Annotated in this window: 9 protein-coding genes, 1 tRNA gene and 1 pseudogene; 7 read left to right on the top strand and 4 right to left on the bottom strand. The window is 27.5% G+C overall.

Annotation, left to right across the window (positions count from 1 at the left end):
* Positions 1-1,644 precede the first annotated feature (1,644 nt).
* The 3 genes from HACICURV3402_RS03280 to hemW form a co-directional block, all read right to left on the bottom strand.
* On the bottom strand, positions 1,645-2,211 hold the full coding sequence (locus HACICURV3402_RS03280) for a Sua5/YciO/YrdC/YwlC family protein (protein WP_157992870.1): 567 nt from the start codon (positions 2,209-2,211) through the stop codon (positions 1,645-1,647).
* 848 nt (positions 2,212-3,059) lie between these two features.
* Complete coding sequence (locus HACICURV3402_RS03275; RefSeq protein WP_174232564.1) at positions 3,060-3,533, bottom strand: DUF494 family protein; 474 nt, start codon at positions 3,531-3,533, stop codon at positions 3,060-3,062.
* Positions 3,534-4,507: 974 nt separating this feature from the next.
* A complete protein-coding gene (hemW, locus tag HACICURV3402_RS03270; RefSeq protein ID WP_157992869.1) occupies positions 4,508-5,644 on the bottom strand; it encodes a radical SAM family heme chaperone HemW in 1,137 nt (378 codons plus the stop codon).
* A gap of 620 nt (positions 5,645-6,264) precedes the next feature.
* On the opposite strand from hemW, the pseudogene serC reads away from it, so the two are divergent.
* The 7 genes and pseudogenes from serC to ffh all read left to right on the top strand — a co-directional run bounded on the left by serC (position 6,265) and on the right by ffh (position 16,544).
* Positions 6,265-7,352: pseudogene (gene serC, locus HACICURV3402_RS03265) on the top strand (3-phosphoserine/phosphohydroxythreonine transaminase).
* 1,290 nt (positions 7,353-8,642) lie between these two features.
* A complete protein-coding gene (gene cmk, locus HACICURV3402_RS03260; RefSeq protein ID WP_157992868.1) occupies positions 8,643-9,326 on the top strand; it encodes a (d)CMP kinase in 684 nt (227 codons plus the stop codon).
* Between the two features lie 153 nt (positions 9,327-9,479).
* Positions 9,480-11,159 carry a 30S ribosomal protein S1 gene (gene rpsA / locus HACICURV3402_RS03255; protein WP_157992867.1) on the top strand — a complete coding sequence of 560 codons (1,680 nt, stop codon included), beginning with the start codon at positions 9,480-9,482 and terminating at the stop codon, positions 11,157-11,159.
* An 81-nt stretch (positions 11,160-11,240) separates the two neighbouring features.
* Positions 11,241-11,525 carry an integration host factor subunit beta gene (gene ihfB, locus HACICURV3402_RS03250; protein ID WP_157992866.1) on the top strand — a complete coding sequence of 95 codons (285 nt, stop codon included), beginning with the start codon at positions 11,241-11,243 and terminating at the stop codon, positions 11,523-11,525.
* An 848-nt stretch (positions 11,526-12,373) separates the two neighbouring features.
* A complete protein-coding gene (tilS, locus tag HACICURV3402_RS03245) occupies positions 12,374-13,696 on the top strand; it encodes a tRNA lysidine(34) synthetase TilS (RefSeq protein ID WP_157992937.1) in 1,323 nt (440 codons plus the stop codon).
* Positions 13,697-14,632: 936 nt separating this feature from the next.
* A tRNA-Ile gene (locus tag HACICURV3402_RS03240) sits at positions 14,633-14,709 on the top strand.
* Between the two features lie 473 nt (positions 14,710-15,182).
* Positions 15,183-16,544: a signal recognition particle protein gene (gene ffh, locus HACICURV3402_RS03235; protein ID WP_157992865.1), complete on the top strand. Its 1,362-nt coding sequence runs from the start codon at positions 15,183-15,185 to the stop codon at positions 16,542-16,544.
* Positions 16,545-16,676: 132 nt separating this feature from the next.
* On the opposite strand, the gene priA is transcribed toward ffh, so the two are convergent.
* A complete protein-coding gene (priA, locus tag HACICURV3402_RS03230; protein WP_162297970.1) occupies positions 16,677-18,863 on the bottom strand; it encodes a replication restart helicase PriA in 2,187 nt (728 codons plus the stop codon).
* Positions 18,864-18,986 lie beyond the last annotated feature (123 nt).

The raw sequence follows: 18,986 nt of genomic DNA, 5'->3' as shown, positions 1-18,986 counted from the left end.
AAATATTATATCAATGGATATAAGATTAAGAAAAACATGATTTATATCAACTAATCACATCCTTTACATTAATTTCATACATGTTTTCTACACGAAAATCTAAAAAAAACCTAATATAGTATAAAAATTCAAGGCTGATTAATACATTTCAATATCAAATCAATATCAAACTAATGAATAAGTTTCGCATCTTAGGATAACTTTTTTTACATTGATTCTAAGCCAATCAGTTGACACGCTGTAATATATAATATACATTACTAATCATACGAATTAAGTCAAACCTAAATCTAAAAAATCTAAATCTAAAATAGATGTAAGAAAAAATTGAAACAAGATAAATTTTCTACGTTAAAATTAGAAAGAAGATAACCATTGTAATGTCTTAAATTTAATTAAATATTAAATTTATCTTATTTATCTTAAGATAATCAGAAAGTAGTGTCTGTATATTTTTAGATTATTTCATATAATACAAAACGTTAAAATCACTTTCAAAAAACATTGAAATTAGTTTCAATGTACCCTTAATAATTAAAGCAGTTTTAGTTAAGAAAAGATTTAAGAAAAAATTGATCTTAAGAAATAAATATAATACCTTGATTAAGCATATAAGATTAAGAATGCATATCATTACTAAACATATACATCAATACTAAACATATACATACAATTTACAGACACATTCATTAATGTGAATTTCATTTGATTTGATGTTATAAAATCAATATAACATCTAAAGATATCAATATACGTATAAAAATATCAATATACGTAATCATATTTAAACATCTGTTAACATAAAAATTCTGTTAGAAAATTTATATAAACAATAGAAATATATAAATATCAAATATATAAAATTTATAATTATAAAATATATACAACATATATAATATATAATACTATTACTAACTAACTACTATACTAATAACTATTATACTATATACTATACTAGTATATACTATACTAATATATATACCAACCTAATATATATATACTAACCTAATATACTATACTAACTATACTACTATACTAAAAACTAAAACACTAATACTAAAATAAAATAAAACGGTTCCTAAATAATAATAAATAAAATAAAATTTAATAATAGAAAATATTAGTAAGTCTTTAAGTCATCAATAAAACATTTACCAATAAAATATTTTAAACACAATAGATTACTGATTTTAATCATGGTTAAGTTTATATACTATTAAAATATAAATTATTTAATAATTTTTATCTAGAAAATTAATATACGGTACCTGTTTACAAAAGAAACATGGTTTAAATAAATATTTAAATATTGTAAGTTATATAGATAAATAAATGTATTTGGTAGATATACAAAGATGATTAATATTTATAGCCCAATTTAGAAATCCAAATAAAAAATAAATTTATTAGAATTTCAATTAGTATTATCAGATTCTGATGTACAATACAATACTAACTATGTGATCTTTGTATAATTCTTCTTTACTTAACAAAGAAAGATAAAAAGAAAATAAAAATCACATAAGATAATTTTTCATATAAAAACTTTATTTATTATTAATAAATTAAATTAATTGTATTTTTTAACTAAATTTACAATAAAAAATACCATTAAATAAAAAAATACAATTATCAACAAGATTTTTATCCTCCACGAATTAACTCCCCAGTGATAAGATTACGTATTTCGGATGGATGCGCATGCCCACTAGTTTGACCTACTAACACTGGAATATGATTACCAATATTTTCTATAACTTCAGATGCGCCACGACATGGAAGAAATCCCGTTAAATTAGCGCTTGTTGATACTAATGCCGTATTACAAGCTTTACATAAAGAAATTACAGTGGGATGATTACTAACACGTACTGCAATTGTAGTAAATTGCCCTCTTAGCCAGAATGGGGTTGTAGGGCGAGCTGGGACAATCCATGTTACCGGTCCAGGCCATCGTGAAAACATGTAAGATCTTTGATCATCAGATAATTCCTCATCAGCAATCCATGGTATAAGTTGTTTATAATTTGCAGATACTAGAATTAAACCTTTTTTCACGGATCGTTTCTTTAAGGAAAGAAGATATTTGACTGCTATCTGACTATTAGGATTACAGCCTAATCCAAAAACTGATTCAGTAGGATAAGAAACGACCATTGACTGAGATACATATTTTGCACATTGCATTAATGAATAAATCATGGGACTCATGTGTGCTATGCTCCAAATTAAAATGTCATCATAAAATATAAAAAATAAAAAATTATTTATATAATAAAATAAGCTCATAAATAAAAAATAAAAAATTTAAATACATTAATTAAAAATTTTTAATAAATAAAATATTTTATACATTCTTTGTAGAATTTATAAGATTTAGCACGTTTATAAATTAGTTCTTAAAATATTAAAACGATATTTCTTTATAGCGTTATTCATGCATTAATATATAATATTTATTAATAAATAAAAAAATTAAAAATATTTTACGAAAAATACTTTAAAATATATTATAATAATAAATATTATTGTAGATTATTACAATAATAAATTGTTATATATAAAATTATTATCTCTGTGTAAGATACAAGTATATTATGAGAAATAATTCAATATATCATATACATTTTTGAAATAGTTTTTATATAATAAATCATTGATATGATATTTACATCTTATAATATTTAAATCTATTGGTATAATTTACTGAATCGTCTTCATATTGAAATATACTTTCAAAGTAAAAAATATAAAAATTATTAACTAAGAAAAAAATCAAATCTTTTTTAAGATAAAAATTAATTATAGAAGATCGCTTGCTTTTCTATGTATAAGAAATTTATTATTTATTGGTAATTAATATTGAATATTTTGAATATTAATGCTTATTCAGTATGTAGTAATAATTTTTATAATCAGTCAGATAAAAATTATCTGACAAAAGAAAATACATAAGCAATTTTATTTTTTTTCAAATATTTTATCGATTTAAAATTAAATATTTAAAATATATTTATGCAATAATGTTGCATGTCACAAGTGTATTACAGTGTTCATGCTCAATGTGTAATATCATCATTATGATCAAATAATAATTCTTCCATTTTTTGATAAGCACCTTCGCACCCAGGAAGGTTAAATAAAACCATTAGCACTACCCACTTAAGATCATCCAGATTAAAGTCAAGAGTGTCTAAAGCCATAATACGTTCAATAACCAATTCACGTGTTTTGAGGTTTAAAACTTGAATCTGTTCTAAAAATAAAAGAAATCCTCGACAATTTACATCTAAACGCTGACTTTCCTCTTGAGTATAAATACGCATAGAAAACGAATCAGTAGTTAAAAAAACTGGAGAAATTAATTCATCTTGATAATCTACTAATTTTTCTAACCAGATCAAAGCATTAAAGATATCTTCACGATGAAAACCCGCATCCGATAAATCATTAGTTAATTTATCTTGATCCACGCGCATTTCTTCCTGATTATGAATATAAGTTTCAAATAAATACATCAGTACATCAAACACTGTATACCCTCATGACCTAGAAATAATGGATGGGTATAGCCCTATCGCCATACAGCTTACTCTAAGTTTTTTTAAAAATTTATTGTCCAAGATTACAAAATAGAGAGTGCTGGCACATGAATCTATGATATTAATAGATATTTCTTCAACTCATACGTTATCTAACACATAGTACAATGACATTTTTTTAATTACTTCATTCATAAATTCAAGTAATAATTGTAATAATTATTTTTAGACCAAACAATAGTGAAGCATGTCTTATTAAAGATAATAATACTATGAGAAAACTAAAATAACCATAAACAATAGATATACCATTCTATATTCAAGATTAATGTATCGATCTATTATTTTCCAGATTGAATTAGAATAGATAGTAAGATAACTTACAACCATCTGTCTCTCAGAAATGTTTAATTTAACAATCATAGTAACAATTAAAAATCTTAAAAATGCATTAAATTTTCATGAAATACTCTATAATAATGCAGTCATTGTACTAAAAAATCTTTTTTTAGATATGAAGTTATCTATCATAATAGCTACTATTAATTATTGTAAGTAAATTTATTTATCAATATAAATTAGTTAATTTATATTAATAATTTAAGTCAAACATAAAAATATGTTTAGTAGAATATATAAACAATTTTTTTTATAAAAAAATAAAAGAAAAAATATGTTACTCATCTAAATGAATGGATAATATATAAAATATATATAAAACTATCCATCTATATAAGATCATATGAGATTGAGATACAGTGATAATCACATGCTATAAGTTATTAACTATACGAAATAATAAATATATAAATTATACTAGAAAATAAAAAATATTATTTTATATTTGGATTATTATCACTTGTTTATAAAATAATTAAAATTATAAAATAAATAATAAAGTTTTCATTAGTTAAAGAGAATTTTTTATTGAGAAATAATATTTTATATAAAATATTAATACTGTTTTATTTAGATAAAAAGACCTCTAACATAGAATTAAGGAACAATCGTCCTTTTTGGGTGGTTTGCCAAAAATTATTTGTTTCCATTAAATAACCTTTTGTAATTAGTATATCAAGAGGAACCCTAATGCTATGTTCTAATAAACCAGTATAACTTCTGTATTCATTTTTTGGTATAGGTTCCAATAGTCTAAATCGATTCATAAAGAACTCAAACGGCTTATCATAGTCACACACTTCTGATAATTTATGTAAATAACAACCAGACATAAATTTACGAGGATGTTTCGTTTTTTCGGTACGAATGATAGAACCATTTAGTTGAGTAATTTTTCCATGCGCGCCACAACCAATACCTAGATAATCCCCAAATCGCCAGTAATTTAGATTGTGTGTACAGTAGTGCCCTTGTCTAGCATAAGATGAGATTTCATACTGTTCGTAACCAGAAGCATGTAACAACTGATGTCCTTTTTGAAAAATATCCCATAAATCATCTTCATTAGGTAATAAAGGTCGACATCTTGAAAATAATGTATTTGGCTCAATAGTTAATTGATACCATGAAATATGTGGAACATTTAAAGTAATTGCTACTTGCAAATCTCTTAATGCTTCTTTTTTTGTTTGGTGTGGCAGACCATGCATTAAATCTAGATTAAAACTATTTAAGCCTAGTGTATTTGCTAGCATTATGGCTCGTATTGCATCACTTGCATCATACGTACGACCAATATGTCGTAAACTTTTTTGATTAAAACTCTGAATACCAATTGAAATACGATTTACGCCAGATGCTTGATAACCGCTAAATCGATTTATTTCTACTGTTCCAGGATTAGCTTCTATAGTAATTTCCGCGAACGGAGACACGTGAATACGGGCGCGGACTCCATTAAGCAATAACTGAATACTTTTCTCACTAAATAAACTAGGTGTTCCTCCACCAATAAAAATACTGTCTATTTTTCTTTCAGATGCTAAAGAAATATCATTCGACAGGTCATTTAATACATGACGTATATAATTTTGTTCAGGTATTTGTGTTTTTGAAACAAATGAATTAAAATCACAGTATGGACATTTTTTCATGCACCAAGGTATATGAATGTATAAGCTTAACTTAGGAAGATTAGGCATGTTTCTAATTCTTATTATTTAGATCCATTATTTTAGTCATGACATAAACTTCAAGTATTTCTAATCCTTTAGTAAACGCATATTGCGGCTTTTTATGTTTTGGTAAATGAAATTTAATATCAAATTCATTGAGTAATATAATAATGTTTAATTCAATATTAAAAATCACTACTTAATATGATACAATGTTATCTATCATGTAACATACATTTAATGCAATCAATAGATAAATTCCCTATTTTCGATAAAATTAATAATTTAAATATAGATACATAATTTTTGTATAATAATTTGGTAAATAATTGAACCAGACTTATCACTCTAATTTAATACTTTATTCTTGCTTGTATGCATAATACTTAACCATTATAAAATTTATGATTTTAATGGATTAATTAAGTGTTTATTTGATAAATATTTTATTGGTATCAATCATGGCTTGGTAAAAAGCCTTTATATCTCAACTATTTTTATTCAAAGATTTTTTATTCACACCATCGATATGAAATAAAATTATCTATTAAAAAATAAATTTTTATAATACAATAGATAAAACAAGGCTCTAATATAATATAGAAAAATAAATTTTTAGCACATAACATTTAACATATGGTTAAAAAATGAGTCTCATTGTTAATTTTAGCTCTGGACCAGCCATGTTGCCTAGAGATGTTCTTAAACATGTTGAAAAAGAACTGAAAAATTGGCGAGGTTTAGGCATATCTGTTATGGAGATTAGTCATCGCAGTAAGGAGTTCATTGAGATTGCTGAAGAGGCTGAATATAACTTACGCGATTTACTTAAGATTCCAATGAGGTACAAAATTTTATTCTGCTCTGGGGGAGCACGCGGGCAATTTTCAGCAATTCCTTTAAACTTATTAGGGAGAAATCCTCAGGCAGATTATATTGATACAGGATATTGGTCTAGAAGTGCTAGCATAGAAGCAAAAAAATATTGCAAACCCAATGTTATTAACGCGACAACCTTGATGCAAGGATGTCGTTCTGTTCTTCCAATAAACGAATGGGGAATATCAGAAGATTCTACTTACGTACATTTTTGTCCCAATGAAACTATTGATGGAATTGCTGTTCATGAACAACCTAACTTTCCCCGTCATATTCTAGTCGCAGATCTGTCATCTACTATTTTATCGAGACCTATTGATGTAAACAAATATGGTATCTTCTATGCTGCTGCACAAAAAAATATTGGTGTTGCTGGTTTAACATTGGTGGTTGTACATGAAAGTCTTTTAGATCAAGCATGTAATGGATTACCATCAATTTTACATTATAAAGTATTAGCAGAGCATAATTCTATGTTTAATACTCCTCCTACTTTTTCTTGGTATATATCTGGTTTAGTTTTTAAATGGTTAAAAAAAAAGGAGGACTTAAAAAACTAGCAAAAATAAATAAAATTAAAGCAAATCTCTTATATAATACTATTGATGCCAGCGCTCTTTATTATAATAATATAGCTACACCCAATCGCTCATATACTAATATACCGTTTTATCTTCTAAATAAAAAATTAGAAAAACCATTTCTTTCTGAATCATTATCTGCTGGTTTATATGGATTAAAGGGTCATAAAACAGCAGGAGGTATGCGTGCATCACTTTACAATTCTATGCCACTTTCTGGCGTAAAAAAATTAATTGATTTTATGCTAGATTTTGAATATCGATACCATAGATAAATTATTTGAATTGTTTACCTTCTGATAAAATAAAAAAATTTTTTTAAATCTATAAAATTATTATTTTAATACATTATCTTAGAATTTAAGATGATGACAGTAATAAAAAAATTTTTAAATAATTAATGTGTTTTCTTTTTGATAAAAGACCAAACATCGATACAATTTCTTCTATGCTATAACCGTTGAAAAAGCTAAAATTCTACTATAAAACCTAAATGAAAATCTAAAATATTGATAGGAAACAATTACTTATGATGCTTTAAATATTGATTAATATATGTGACATATATATAAGCAGCAATGAATTCCATATTAGATTAGATTTAATTAAAAATGTTATAAATGATTTAATATTTCTGAATCTACTATTTTTTATAACAAAATATCAATTTTGATGTGATAAATAATAAAAATGATTACGATGTTTAAAATATTTTTTTTAAATGTTATTTTTTTTATTCATTCTTTTATTAAAGAAGATGCTCTAAATAAATATAAATAAATAGAGATTTTCATATAAGTAAATGAGAGATAATGAATTATCTTAAATAATCTTTAAATTAATTTTGTTTTATTCTGTTTTTTAAATGTTCTATTTTCAAAAATAGAAAAAGTTACTTTATTTTCTTGTATTTACAATTTATTAGTTAATATTAATTATTAATCTAACTAAACAGATAATATCCATACTAATTAATAAATAATATAAATAATGACTAATAAAGCTTTCTGTTTACAGCTGTATCCTAATCCTAATTTTATTGCAATATTTCTTTCATTTTATTATTTTTTTATTCATGATATTACTTTAATACAACTAAAAACTAATCTTTAAAATCTATAGCCTATATATACAGAAGATAATTGAGTAAATTTACAACAAAATCATTAAGCTCGATATTTAATATAAAATATTACACAATAGAATATGTAAGTAATAACAGTTACGCATTAAAATACAAAATAATTTATGTAGAATTATTACTCAATTTATATATAAAATAAAGCTACTAAAATAAGAAGTTCAATTGTTTCATTTTTTTACAATTCAATTATTACATAAAATAATTATAGGCGTACTTGAGCTACAGAATCTTATATAAATTCAATCTCTACACTATTTAATATTTTTATAAATACTGCATTTTAATATATGATTTGGCAGTTACATCAATATTTTATAGAATCTATCACAATTTATAATTCAGTCACTGTAGTGAAATATATTCATAATAAATTTAAATATCATTAGGTAGACTTCAGCGCTATAGTTAAGGAGAAATCTAGATGATCAAGATGATACCTGTTATAACTATTGATGGTCCTAGCGGCGTAGGAAAAGGAAAATTATGTCAAGAAATTATCAATGTTCTAAGATGGAATTTCCTTGATTCCGGCGCCATTTATCGAGCTCTAGCGCTATTAGCATTAGAAAATAAAATTAATACCAATTCTGAAGAAGATCTTTGCATAATTGCTATGAATCTGAAGATTTCTTTTTATTCTGAACATGGAAAAGTACAGGTTATTTTAGAAAATAAAGATATATCTGAGAAAATTCGTAGTCAAACTATTAGCAACATAGCATCAAAAATTGCTATATTACCTCGTCTTAGAGAAGTTTTGCTATCGTTTCAACGTAAGTTTCGTGTATTACCAGGACTTGTCACAGATGGTCGTGACATGGGATCAATAGTATTTCCTGATGCATTAGTTAAGATTTTTTTAGATGCTAGTTTATCTGAACGCGCAAACCGACGTAAGCTACAGTTGCAGAAAAATGGCTTTAGTGTTAATTTTAATAACCTTGTAAATCAGATTCAAGAGAGAGATGCACGTGACTGTTCCCGAAGTAGTTCTCCTCTTGTTCTTGCGCCTGATGCACTCAAGATTGATTCAACTAATATCCCAATGAAACAAGTACTTCAAATTGCTCTTAGTTATGTATATGAAAAACTGACTTTACTATAGATCTAAGGAATATTCATTGAATCTGTAAACAGTTAGATAGTACAGAATCATTTATCTAATTCTATGTGATGGATACCATGGATCATGCCACAAAATTCCACCTGTCAGGATGATAGGGGATGTTAAATTTAAGAATCCTGAAGATTATCAATTATGACTGAATCTTTTGCTTTACTATTTGAAGAATCTCTAAAAAAAATTGAGACCCGACCTGGCTCTATCGTTCGTGGTATAGTGTTATCCATTGATAAGGATGTTGTTGTAGTTGATGCAGGTCTAAAATCTGAATCTACTATCTCTATAGAACAATTTAAAAACGCATCTGGTAGGCTAGAAATACGAGTTGGTGATAAAGTTGATGTTGCCTTAGATGCAGTAGAAGATGGTTTTGGAGAAACGCTATTATCTCGAGAAAAAGCTAAACGCTACGAAGCCTGGATTGCTTTAGAAAAGGCTTATGACAAAGCAGAAACTGTTACTGGTGTGATCAATGGAAAAGTTAAGGGAGGGTTTACAGTTGAACTAGCTGGTATTCGTGCATTCTTACCAGGCTCCCTAGTAGATGTTCGTCCAGTTCGTGATACTCTGCATTTAGAAGGCAAAGAACTAGAATTTAAAGTTATAAAACTAGACCAAAAACGAAACAATGTTGTAGTATCTCGTCGATCGGTTATCGAATCAGAAAGTAGTGCAGAGCGCGATCACCTTTTAACCAATCTACAAGAAGGGCTAGAAGTGCGCGGAATAGTGAAAAACCTTACTGATTACGGTGCATTTGTTGATCTAGGTGGCGTTGATGGATTACTTCACATTACTGATATGGCTTGGAAGCGTGTAAAACATCCTAGTGAAATTGTTGTTGTTGGCGATGAAATCTTAGTGAAAATTCTAAAATTCGATCGTGAACGAACTCGTGTGTCACTGGGCTTAAAACAAATGGGAGAAGATCCATGGATAGCTATTTCTACACGTTACCCAGAGGGAACTCAATTGATTGGTCGTGTAACAAATCTAGCCGATTATGGATGTTTTGTTGAAGTTGAAGAAGGTGTGGAAGGTTTAGTGCATATATCAGAAATGGATTGGACTAATAAAAATATACATCCATCTAAAATTGTTAATGTATCTGATACAGTAGAAGTAATGGTTCTCGATATTGATGAAGAACGTCGTCGTATCTCTCTTGGTCTCAAGCAATGCCAGGCCAATCCTTGGAAGAAATTTTCTGAAACTTATAATAAGGGCGATCAAGTTATAGGAAAAATTAAATCCATTACAGATTTTGGTATTTTTATAGGCTTAGAAGGTGGTATTGACGGTTTAGTTCATTTATCTGATATTTCTTGGAATAATACAGGTGAAGAAGCTATACGGGATTATAGAAAAGGTGATGACATTGCTACTGTAGTATTACAAGTTGATTCAGAACGTGAACGTATTTCTTTAGGCGTAAAACAATTAGTAGAAGACCCATTTAGTAATTATCTTTTATTAAATAAAAAAGGCGCTCTTGTGAATGGGATAATTACGTCTATTGATTCAAAAGGTGCTACAGTAAAATTAGATGATGGTATAGAAGGGTATCTTCGTTTGATAGAAACAACATCAGAAAATACAGAAAATTCTGATGTTATATTCAAAGTAGGCGATTATATTACAGCTAAGTTTAATGGTGCAGATCGTAAAAATCGTATAGTGAATCTATCATCTCGCTCCAAGGATAAAATAGATGAACGAGATAATAGCAATCTTGTCAGCAAAGAGAAAGAGCAGGAAGGTAGTAACTTTTCTAATGTCATGGCTGAGGCCTTTAAAGCTGCACAAAGTGAATAAAATTAGTTTATACGGTGTTGTTTTTAGCAAGAAAGTTGAGTTATCACAATTATTTTAATTGGTAATTTAACGGAGGATTTTGTGACCAAGGCGGAATTAATTACAAGGTTAGCTGAACAACAATCGCATATTTCAGTACAAATTATTGAAGATGCAATACAAGAGATATTAGAACAGATGATTGGTATACTATCTAAAGGTGAGCGTATCGAAATTCGAGGATTTGGCAGCTTTTCTGTACGCTATCGCTCATCTCGCATTGGTCGTAATCCTAAAACTGGAGAGAAAGTACAGTTAAAGGGAAAATCTGTACCACATTTCAAACCAGGAAAAGAATTGCGTAATCGAGCTAACCTTAGTGATTAATTTAGTCAATAAGATTTAATCTTATAGTATTCAATACTAGGAAACCTGGATTAACACTCGACATCTATGATTGAAATATCATGATCATACTTATATTATTGAAGTTGTAGTCAATAAGTTATGTTGGGTGATCCAGGGATTCTAATTGTTACTTTACTAAAATTTTTAATACAATATCTTGGAACCATTAAGTCATCATTCATCACATACAATATTTTGTATACATTAAATATATAAATTTATGTAATAAAGTTATATATGTTATTATATAGTTGTATATAACACTGAAAGTTAATAACTTCTTGTTTAGTGCATGCACAATAAAGTAATCATATCAAATATATATAAATTATTTTTACATTATTAACAATCTAATAATATACATGCTATTATTATTTTGATATCATATTACATAAGTGATGTAAACTAATTAATTTAATTAGAACTGAATTTCACATTAATGATATGTAATCATAACTTCTTTCACGAAGATGCTATTATAATCCTATTTTATTGATTAAATAAACATAAGATTTTATCTAGCACGATTATTTTATTTATAAAAATAAAATTAACTATTAATTGTAAGAACTGTAATTTTAATAACTGAATAAAAAATAAACTATTTATTATACATACTAATATGTAAATATTTTATTTATTGTAATTAAAACTAGTACAATTACAGTACAGCTGATAAGATGACTAGTTAATACATATTACAAATCGTTAATTTTCCATTCTATAGAATATATATTCAATATATATACATTTAAGTTGATTACCTAGAAAGGTTTTTTATCATATCTGATATCTGGTGATTTTTTTCTTCTTTGCGATTATATAAAATGTTTTCTATCATTAATCTAGAAAAATCTCTTTGCAATCAACGTTCTGTGTTAATAGCTTATAGCGGTGGCTTAGATTCCAGCGTTCTTCTTCATCAATTAGTTCAATTACGTGAGCGATGCAGTGATTTTAATCTTCGGGCGGCTTATATTGATCATGGACTGCACGATTCTTCTAAACTCTGGATTGTTCATTGTCAAAATCAGTGTAATATTTGGAAAGTACCTTTAGTAGTGCAAAGTATTCAAGTTAATGTTAAAAAACATGGGTTAGAGTCTTCAGCACGTCAAGAACGTTATAATGCTTTATATAAAATACTATTATCAGAAGAGGCATTGCTTACTGGTCATCATCAAGATGATCAGTGTGAAACTGTGTTATTAGCATTAAAACGTGGTCGTGGCCCGGCTGGTATAGCAGCAATGTCTTCTGAGCGAAATCAAAAAGGCAGACACCATCTCCGCCCTCTTCTGACTTACACACGAAAGACATTAGAAGAATTAGCTAACTATCATGGTCTCATATGGATTGAAGACGACAGTAATTATAATATGCGTTATGATCGTAATTTTTTACGTTTACAGGTAGTTCCTTTACTCAATAAAAGATGGCCCTATTTTTCTAGAACAGTATCGCGCAGCGCGAAATTATGTGGTGAACAAGAACGTTTATTAGATGAATTTTTATCAGAAACATTACATTCTTTAATCGATTCTTCTAATTCATTAAATTATATACCATTATTAACAATGAGTTACGCTCGTCGTTCCGCTTTATTACGTAGATGGATTTCTCATCAATACAATGGTGAGTTACCATCTTGTGATGGATTACAACGAATATGGACGGAAGTAGTGATGAGTCGTCCAGATGCAAATCCATGTTTAAAAATTGGATTACGAGAAATAAGACGTTTTGATTCGCGATTATATTATATAGAATCGAGAAAGTCACTCATTGACGTTAATTTATTATGGGAACGACCTTGGGAACCTTTATTATTACCTGATGGATTAGGTCAACTAATTCAATCTTCAAATGGTATAGCGTTATGTTATCCTAACACACATGTTAGTGTTAACATACGTTTTTATTCGTGTGGTGTCTATAAAATTTTAGGTCGTTCTAAGAGTCGTTCGTTAAAGAAAATATGGCAAGAGTATAAGGTTCCGCCATGGAAACGTACACGAATTCCTTTAATTTTTTATGGAGAAGTTTTTATTGCTGCTGTTGGTATTTTTATAACTTTAGATGGACTTCCTAGGATAAATCAGAAGTCATGGCATGTTTCTTGGACAAGCTCATTACTAAATAAAAATTAATTTCATAATTAAATAAAATCATTCTAATTTAATAGATAAAAAAGAATAAATATCTAATAAATATCTATAAAAAAGATGACTTATATTAAATATATATATAAAATTACTCATATAGTTATTATAAGAACCTGTGTGTAGTATTACAAATGACTGGATCTCTTTATATTAACAATGAATAATATTTTTTTATTAATGTAATATATAACAATGTTTTTCTAAAACTACACAAGACATTAATTATAGATATTGTATCTATCAATTAATATATAATAGAATTGTATAAAATTGATAAAAATTATGATAATATTATAAATAGAACAACTTCTCCATTAGATCAATTTTTGAGTAAAATATAGTATAAACATACTTTTTTGGTCGGATTAATAATAAAATATTTGAGTGTCAACTTAATATTGAAAGAGACTGCCATAATACTTAGGTATCATAGATTTTTGTAGTATGAGTCGATTTAATAGTGGTTAGAATGACTATAAGTTATATACATCTGTCATTCATAAATTGCATATTTTTATTAGTTAAAAAACTGAGTCTTAATATAACAATTTAAATTTTTATGTTCCAACATGATGATAGCATTACTTTGCAGATGAAAGAAGTCACTCTTTAAATTACTATATCTCAAACTAATTTAACAAAAAATATTTGTATAATTGATTGTAAATGAATAATTATTATAATAATTTATTAATCTAATGTATGTTTTCTTTATAAGAATAGTAATTCATATTACTTAAGAACTAAAATAAATGAAAAAGAAAGGTTCATGTCAGTTATTTCAATCAGAATAAAGAATTATCACAGGATAATAGAGATTATCTATGATAATATCATGTTATGTGGTTTAAAATATATCATCATATGTATTAAATTATGAGTATACTAATTAGTAGTACTTTGAAATATCCTGCTTTTAAAGGCCCCTTAGCTCAGACGGTTAGAGCAGGCGACTCATAATCGCTTGGTCGCTGGTTCAAGTCCAGCAGGGGCCACCAAGATTTTAATTTGCAATAAATAAATGAAAAAAAATGATAATTTTAGTTTAAAGTATGATGGCATCCATCCTATATAGATAATTAACCTATAGATACATAAGTTGAAATTTATTAATACAGCTATTTTTTTATATTTTTATCTAATTGATTTTTTAATGTAGATAATTTATTTACGATAAAAAATGATGATTTTAATCAAAAAGGTATTTTAAATCCATTCTCAATGCATGGGTAATAGTGATTTTTAATATTTTTCTGTAGTCACTAGCATTAGATATAATCGATACAATGAATGAGTTATATTAACATTGAATAGATATTAATCGATATTATCTAAAAAAATGTAATCCACTTAACTAGAAATGGAAAAAATTTTTATAAATCTAATTATTTTTTAGTAATTAAATATTTAAATGTCATTTCTTAAAACATTGATTTCCTTAAAATGATTTTATTATTTTGAGACATAAAATATGTTCAATAATTTAACTGAGAGTTTATCACAAGCTTTAAAAAAAATTAGAGGTTGCAGTAGATTAACTGAAGATAATCTTAAAGATACCTTACGTGAAGTTCGGAAATCATTATTAGAAGCAGATGTTGCTTTACCGGTAGTTCGTTCATGCATTAGGCATGTAAAAGAACGCGCTATTAATCAGATAGTAAATAAGAGTCTTACCCCAAGCCAAGAGTTTATTAAACTCATGAAAGATGAGTTAACTTTGGTAATGGGTGAAAAAAATGAAACTCTTAATTTAAAAACTGAACCTCCAGCAGTTATTCTTTTAGTAGGTCAACAAGGTTCTGGAAAAACTACAAGCGTGGCTAAAATTAGCAAATTACTACATGATAAATATAAAAAAAACGTGCTGATGGTTTCTGCTGATATCTATCGTCCTGCTGCAATTCAACAATTAGAAACGTTATCTAAGGAAATTGGACTTGATTTTTTTTCATCTTACTTAAATCAAAATCCCATTGATATTGTAAAATCTGCACTTCAGCAAGCTAAGTTAAGGTTCCATGACGTTCTTGTAGTAGATACTTCAGGTTGTTTATATCTTGACAGTCTCAAAATGAAAGAACTTAAAGAATTATATACAGTCATTAAGCCAATAGAAACATTACTAGTGGTCGATGCGATGACTGGGCAAGATGCAGCTAATATTGCTCGAGCATTTAATGAATCATTGCAATTAACTGGTATAATTTTAACAAAATTAGATGGAGATGCTCGTGGTGGAGCCGCGTTATCGATTCGTTATGTCACCGGTAAACCCATTAAATTGATAGGTGTAGGAGAAAAAATTGAGGCATTAGAACCTTTTCATCCTGATCGAATTGCTTCGCGAATTTTGGGAATGGGTGATATATTATCTTTAATTGAAGATATTGAGAATAAAGTAGATCGAGTTGAAGCTGAGAAATTAGCACAAAAAACTTTTAAGAAAAATAATCTGGATTTTAATGATTTTTTGAATCAATTAAAACAATTTCGTAATATAGGTGGTGTTTCTACTTTGCTTAGTAAATTACCAGGAATGAAAGAAGTCCCAGATCATATTCAATCACAGTTAAATAATACCTCTCTAAAACGAATGGAAGCCATGATTCAATCAATGACATGCAAAGAGCGTCAATATCCTAATATAATCAAGGGATCTCGTAAGCGACGCATCGCTTCTGGCTCCGGTATGACAGTTCAAGATGTTAATAGATTACTTAAACAATTAAATGATATGCAACAAATGGTACAAAAGATAAAAAAAGGAGGTATGGAAAAAATGATGCGAAGTATTAAAGATATGATACCTACTAGTCTTACAAGACATTAATAGAATATTGATACATATGCATATTGATAATTAATTAAAACTGTTTATTTCAGTATATTATAAATTCATGAGAATTTGTTATATTTTGAGTCTTTTATATCATAAAAGTGTGTGATTGAGTTCTAATTAGAATTAATGGATTTCTAATCTCCATTTAATTTTTCTTATAATGGATAAATTTTTAATAGATATTAGACTTATTTTTGTCAATTGATAGAGAATAAATTGAGATGGATGATACAGAGATAGTTGCCATGTATATACATTATTTTGATTAACGGATAAGACGGGCGCAGGACCAATTATATGCAAAGATGCATTACATATTGGATTGAATTGAATAAGATTAATAAGTTTTATTAAGAAAGATTTTGCATGTTGTGTATCTTTATCCTCTACTTCAAAATATATTTGTTTAGTATATGGCGGAAGTAAAAATTTTTTACGTTCTACAAGTGTTTTTTTCGCAAAAAAAATATACTCTTTATTGAGTAAAGCTTGTAAAGAAGGATGTTCTGGATAACGAGTTTGAAATATGATTTCTCCTTTTTTTTTGTTATTTTGTAAAATGTTTATCACTTGATGATAAAATTGGGAAAAATGCTCCAGAGCTTGAAAATCAGTAGAAAATAAGACACTATCTATCTCTGGTAGAGCTATTAATGTTACGTTTGAAAGGAAGCATTCCTGAAAAAGTTCTTTTGTGCCAATTAAAATATGAGCTTTACCACCATGATTAATTGTTACTTGATCTAGAGATTTTCTGGTCGGAGTGATTCCATCAGAATCAATACTTATAACAGGAAAGTGAGGGAATAATGTTTGTAGGTTAAGTTTTATCTGTTCTTGACTTATATTAATTGGTGTTAGAAAAGTAGAGCTACAATGAAAACATTTCTTTGGTGTATCTATTGTCTTTGTACAATAGTGACAGCGTAGTTGGTATATTTTTTTATGTAAGGTGTAATAACAATTGCATTTTTCACATTTCATGATCCAGTTACATTTATTGCATAACAGAGAAAGAGAAAAATCAGGGTGATTTAAAAAAAATAATATTTGATTATGATTATTCAGATGAAATGAAATTCTTTCTACAAGAAACTTTGATAAACCATTTTTTAGATAGGGGATTTTTAAATCAATTAAAGTGCGGGTCACGGAGTGAGTACAGTTTTGAGATTTCTTTAAACTTATTGCGTGATATTTGCCTAAATGAACATTATGCAGAGTTTTTAATGCAGGAGTAGCAGAACCCATAATAATGGGTATGTTCTCTTTTTGGGCACGTAATACAGCTATGTCGCGAGTATTGTGATACCAATCTTTTTTATCTTGATAAGATGGATGATGTTCATCATCAATAATAATGAGTCCAAGTTGGCTTAAAGGGGTAAACAAGGCTGACTGAGTTCCTATAATGATAGCTATGTCGCCAGACCTAGATTTTTTCCAGACGCTTAAGTGTTTTTTATGATTTAATGCAGAATGCAAAATATCAATCGGCGCTTTAAACCGTTCTTCACATAGTTTATTCATGAGTAATACGGAACTAATTTTTGGTACTAAAATGAGTGTCTGCTTTCCCTGAGCAAGTGTTTGTTCGATTATACGAAGATATATTTCAGTTTTATCATCATGCATAGTCCAGATTAATAACCAGGCAATGAAAGTATGATTCGATTTACAGATAGACGAAACAGCTATTTCCTGTTCTACATTCATTCGTAAATATACATTATTAATAGAATAGGTCTTACGCCAATCTTCTTCAAGATAAGTAATTTTTTCTAATTTACATAGATCTTTAGAAGCTAGTGACTGAAGAATAAACTTAGTGATCTGATTTTTATTCGTTTGGTAACTAAATAGTGGTCTATGATATAGTATAGTTAACAGTTTATCCCTTTTAGTATGTGTATGAAAACCATCAGATACTTTTTGACGTCCTTTAGAAGTAATTACCCATTGATATAGGGGCTTATTTTCTACCAACGCTCCTTTACATAATAAACTTGGCAAAGCATGAAACAGAATCATTCCTAATGAAAGATGATAGTATTCAGCAATCCAATGCAAAACTAGCCACAGCGTAGGATGATATAGTGACTGTGTATCTAATACTGCATTTATTTTTTTTAGCTTTTTATATGGCAGCGTTGTATTATCTTTAATAGATATAGTTATACCAATTTCTTGGCGATTTCCAAAGGGAACGCGAACTCGCCCACCAATAATTATATCTTTTATATGAATAGGCAATATATAGTCAAAGCTGTTAGAATAGGGAATAGGTAACACTACCTGAACCACGGGCATATTTATAATCCAGAGAAAAATAATCATTATGATATTTTAATAATGATATTATATGTAATTAATATGGAATTTATATATCAATAACTAAAATCATCCTTGATGCAGAAAAAAAGATAGAAAGAT

Source organism: Candidatus Erwinia haradaeae, from assembly GCF_900698925.1.
In the GTDB taxonomy this organism is placed as follows: Bacteria; Pseudomonadota; Gammaproteobacteria; order Enterobacterales; family Enterobacteriaceae; genus Erwinia_E; species Erwinia_E haradaeae_I.
Note: the sequence above shows the minus strand (reverse complement) of the source record. Positions and strands in the feature narration are given on the sequence as shown.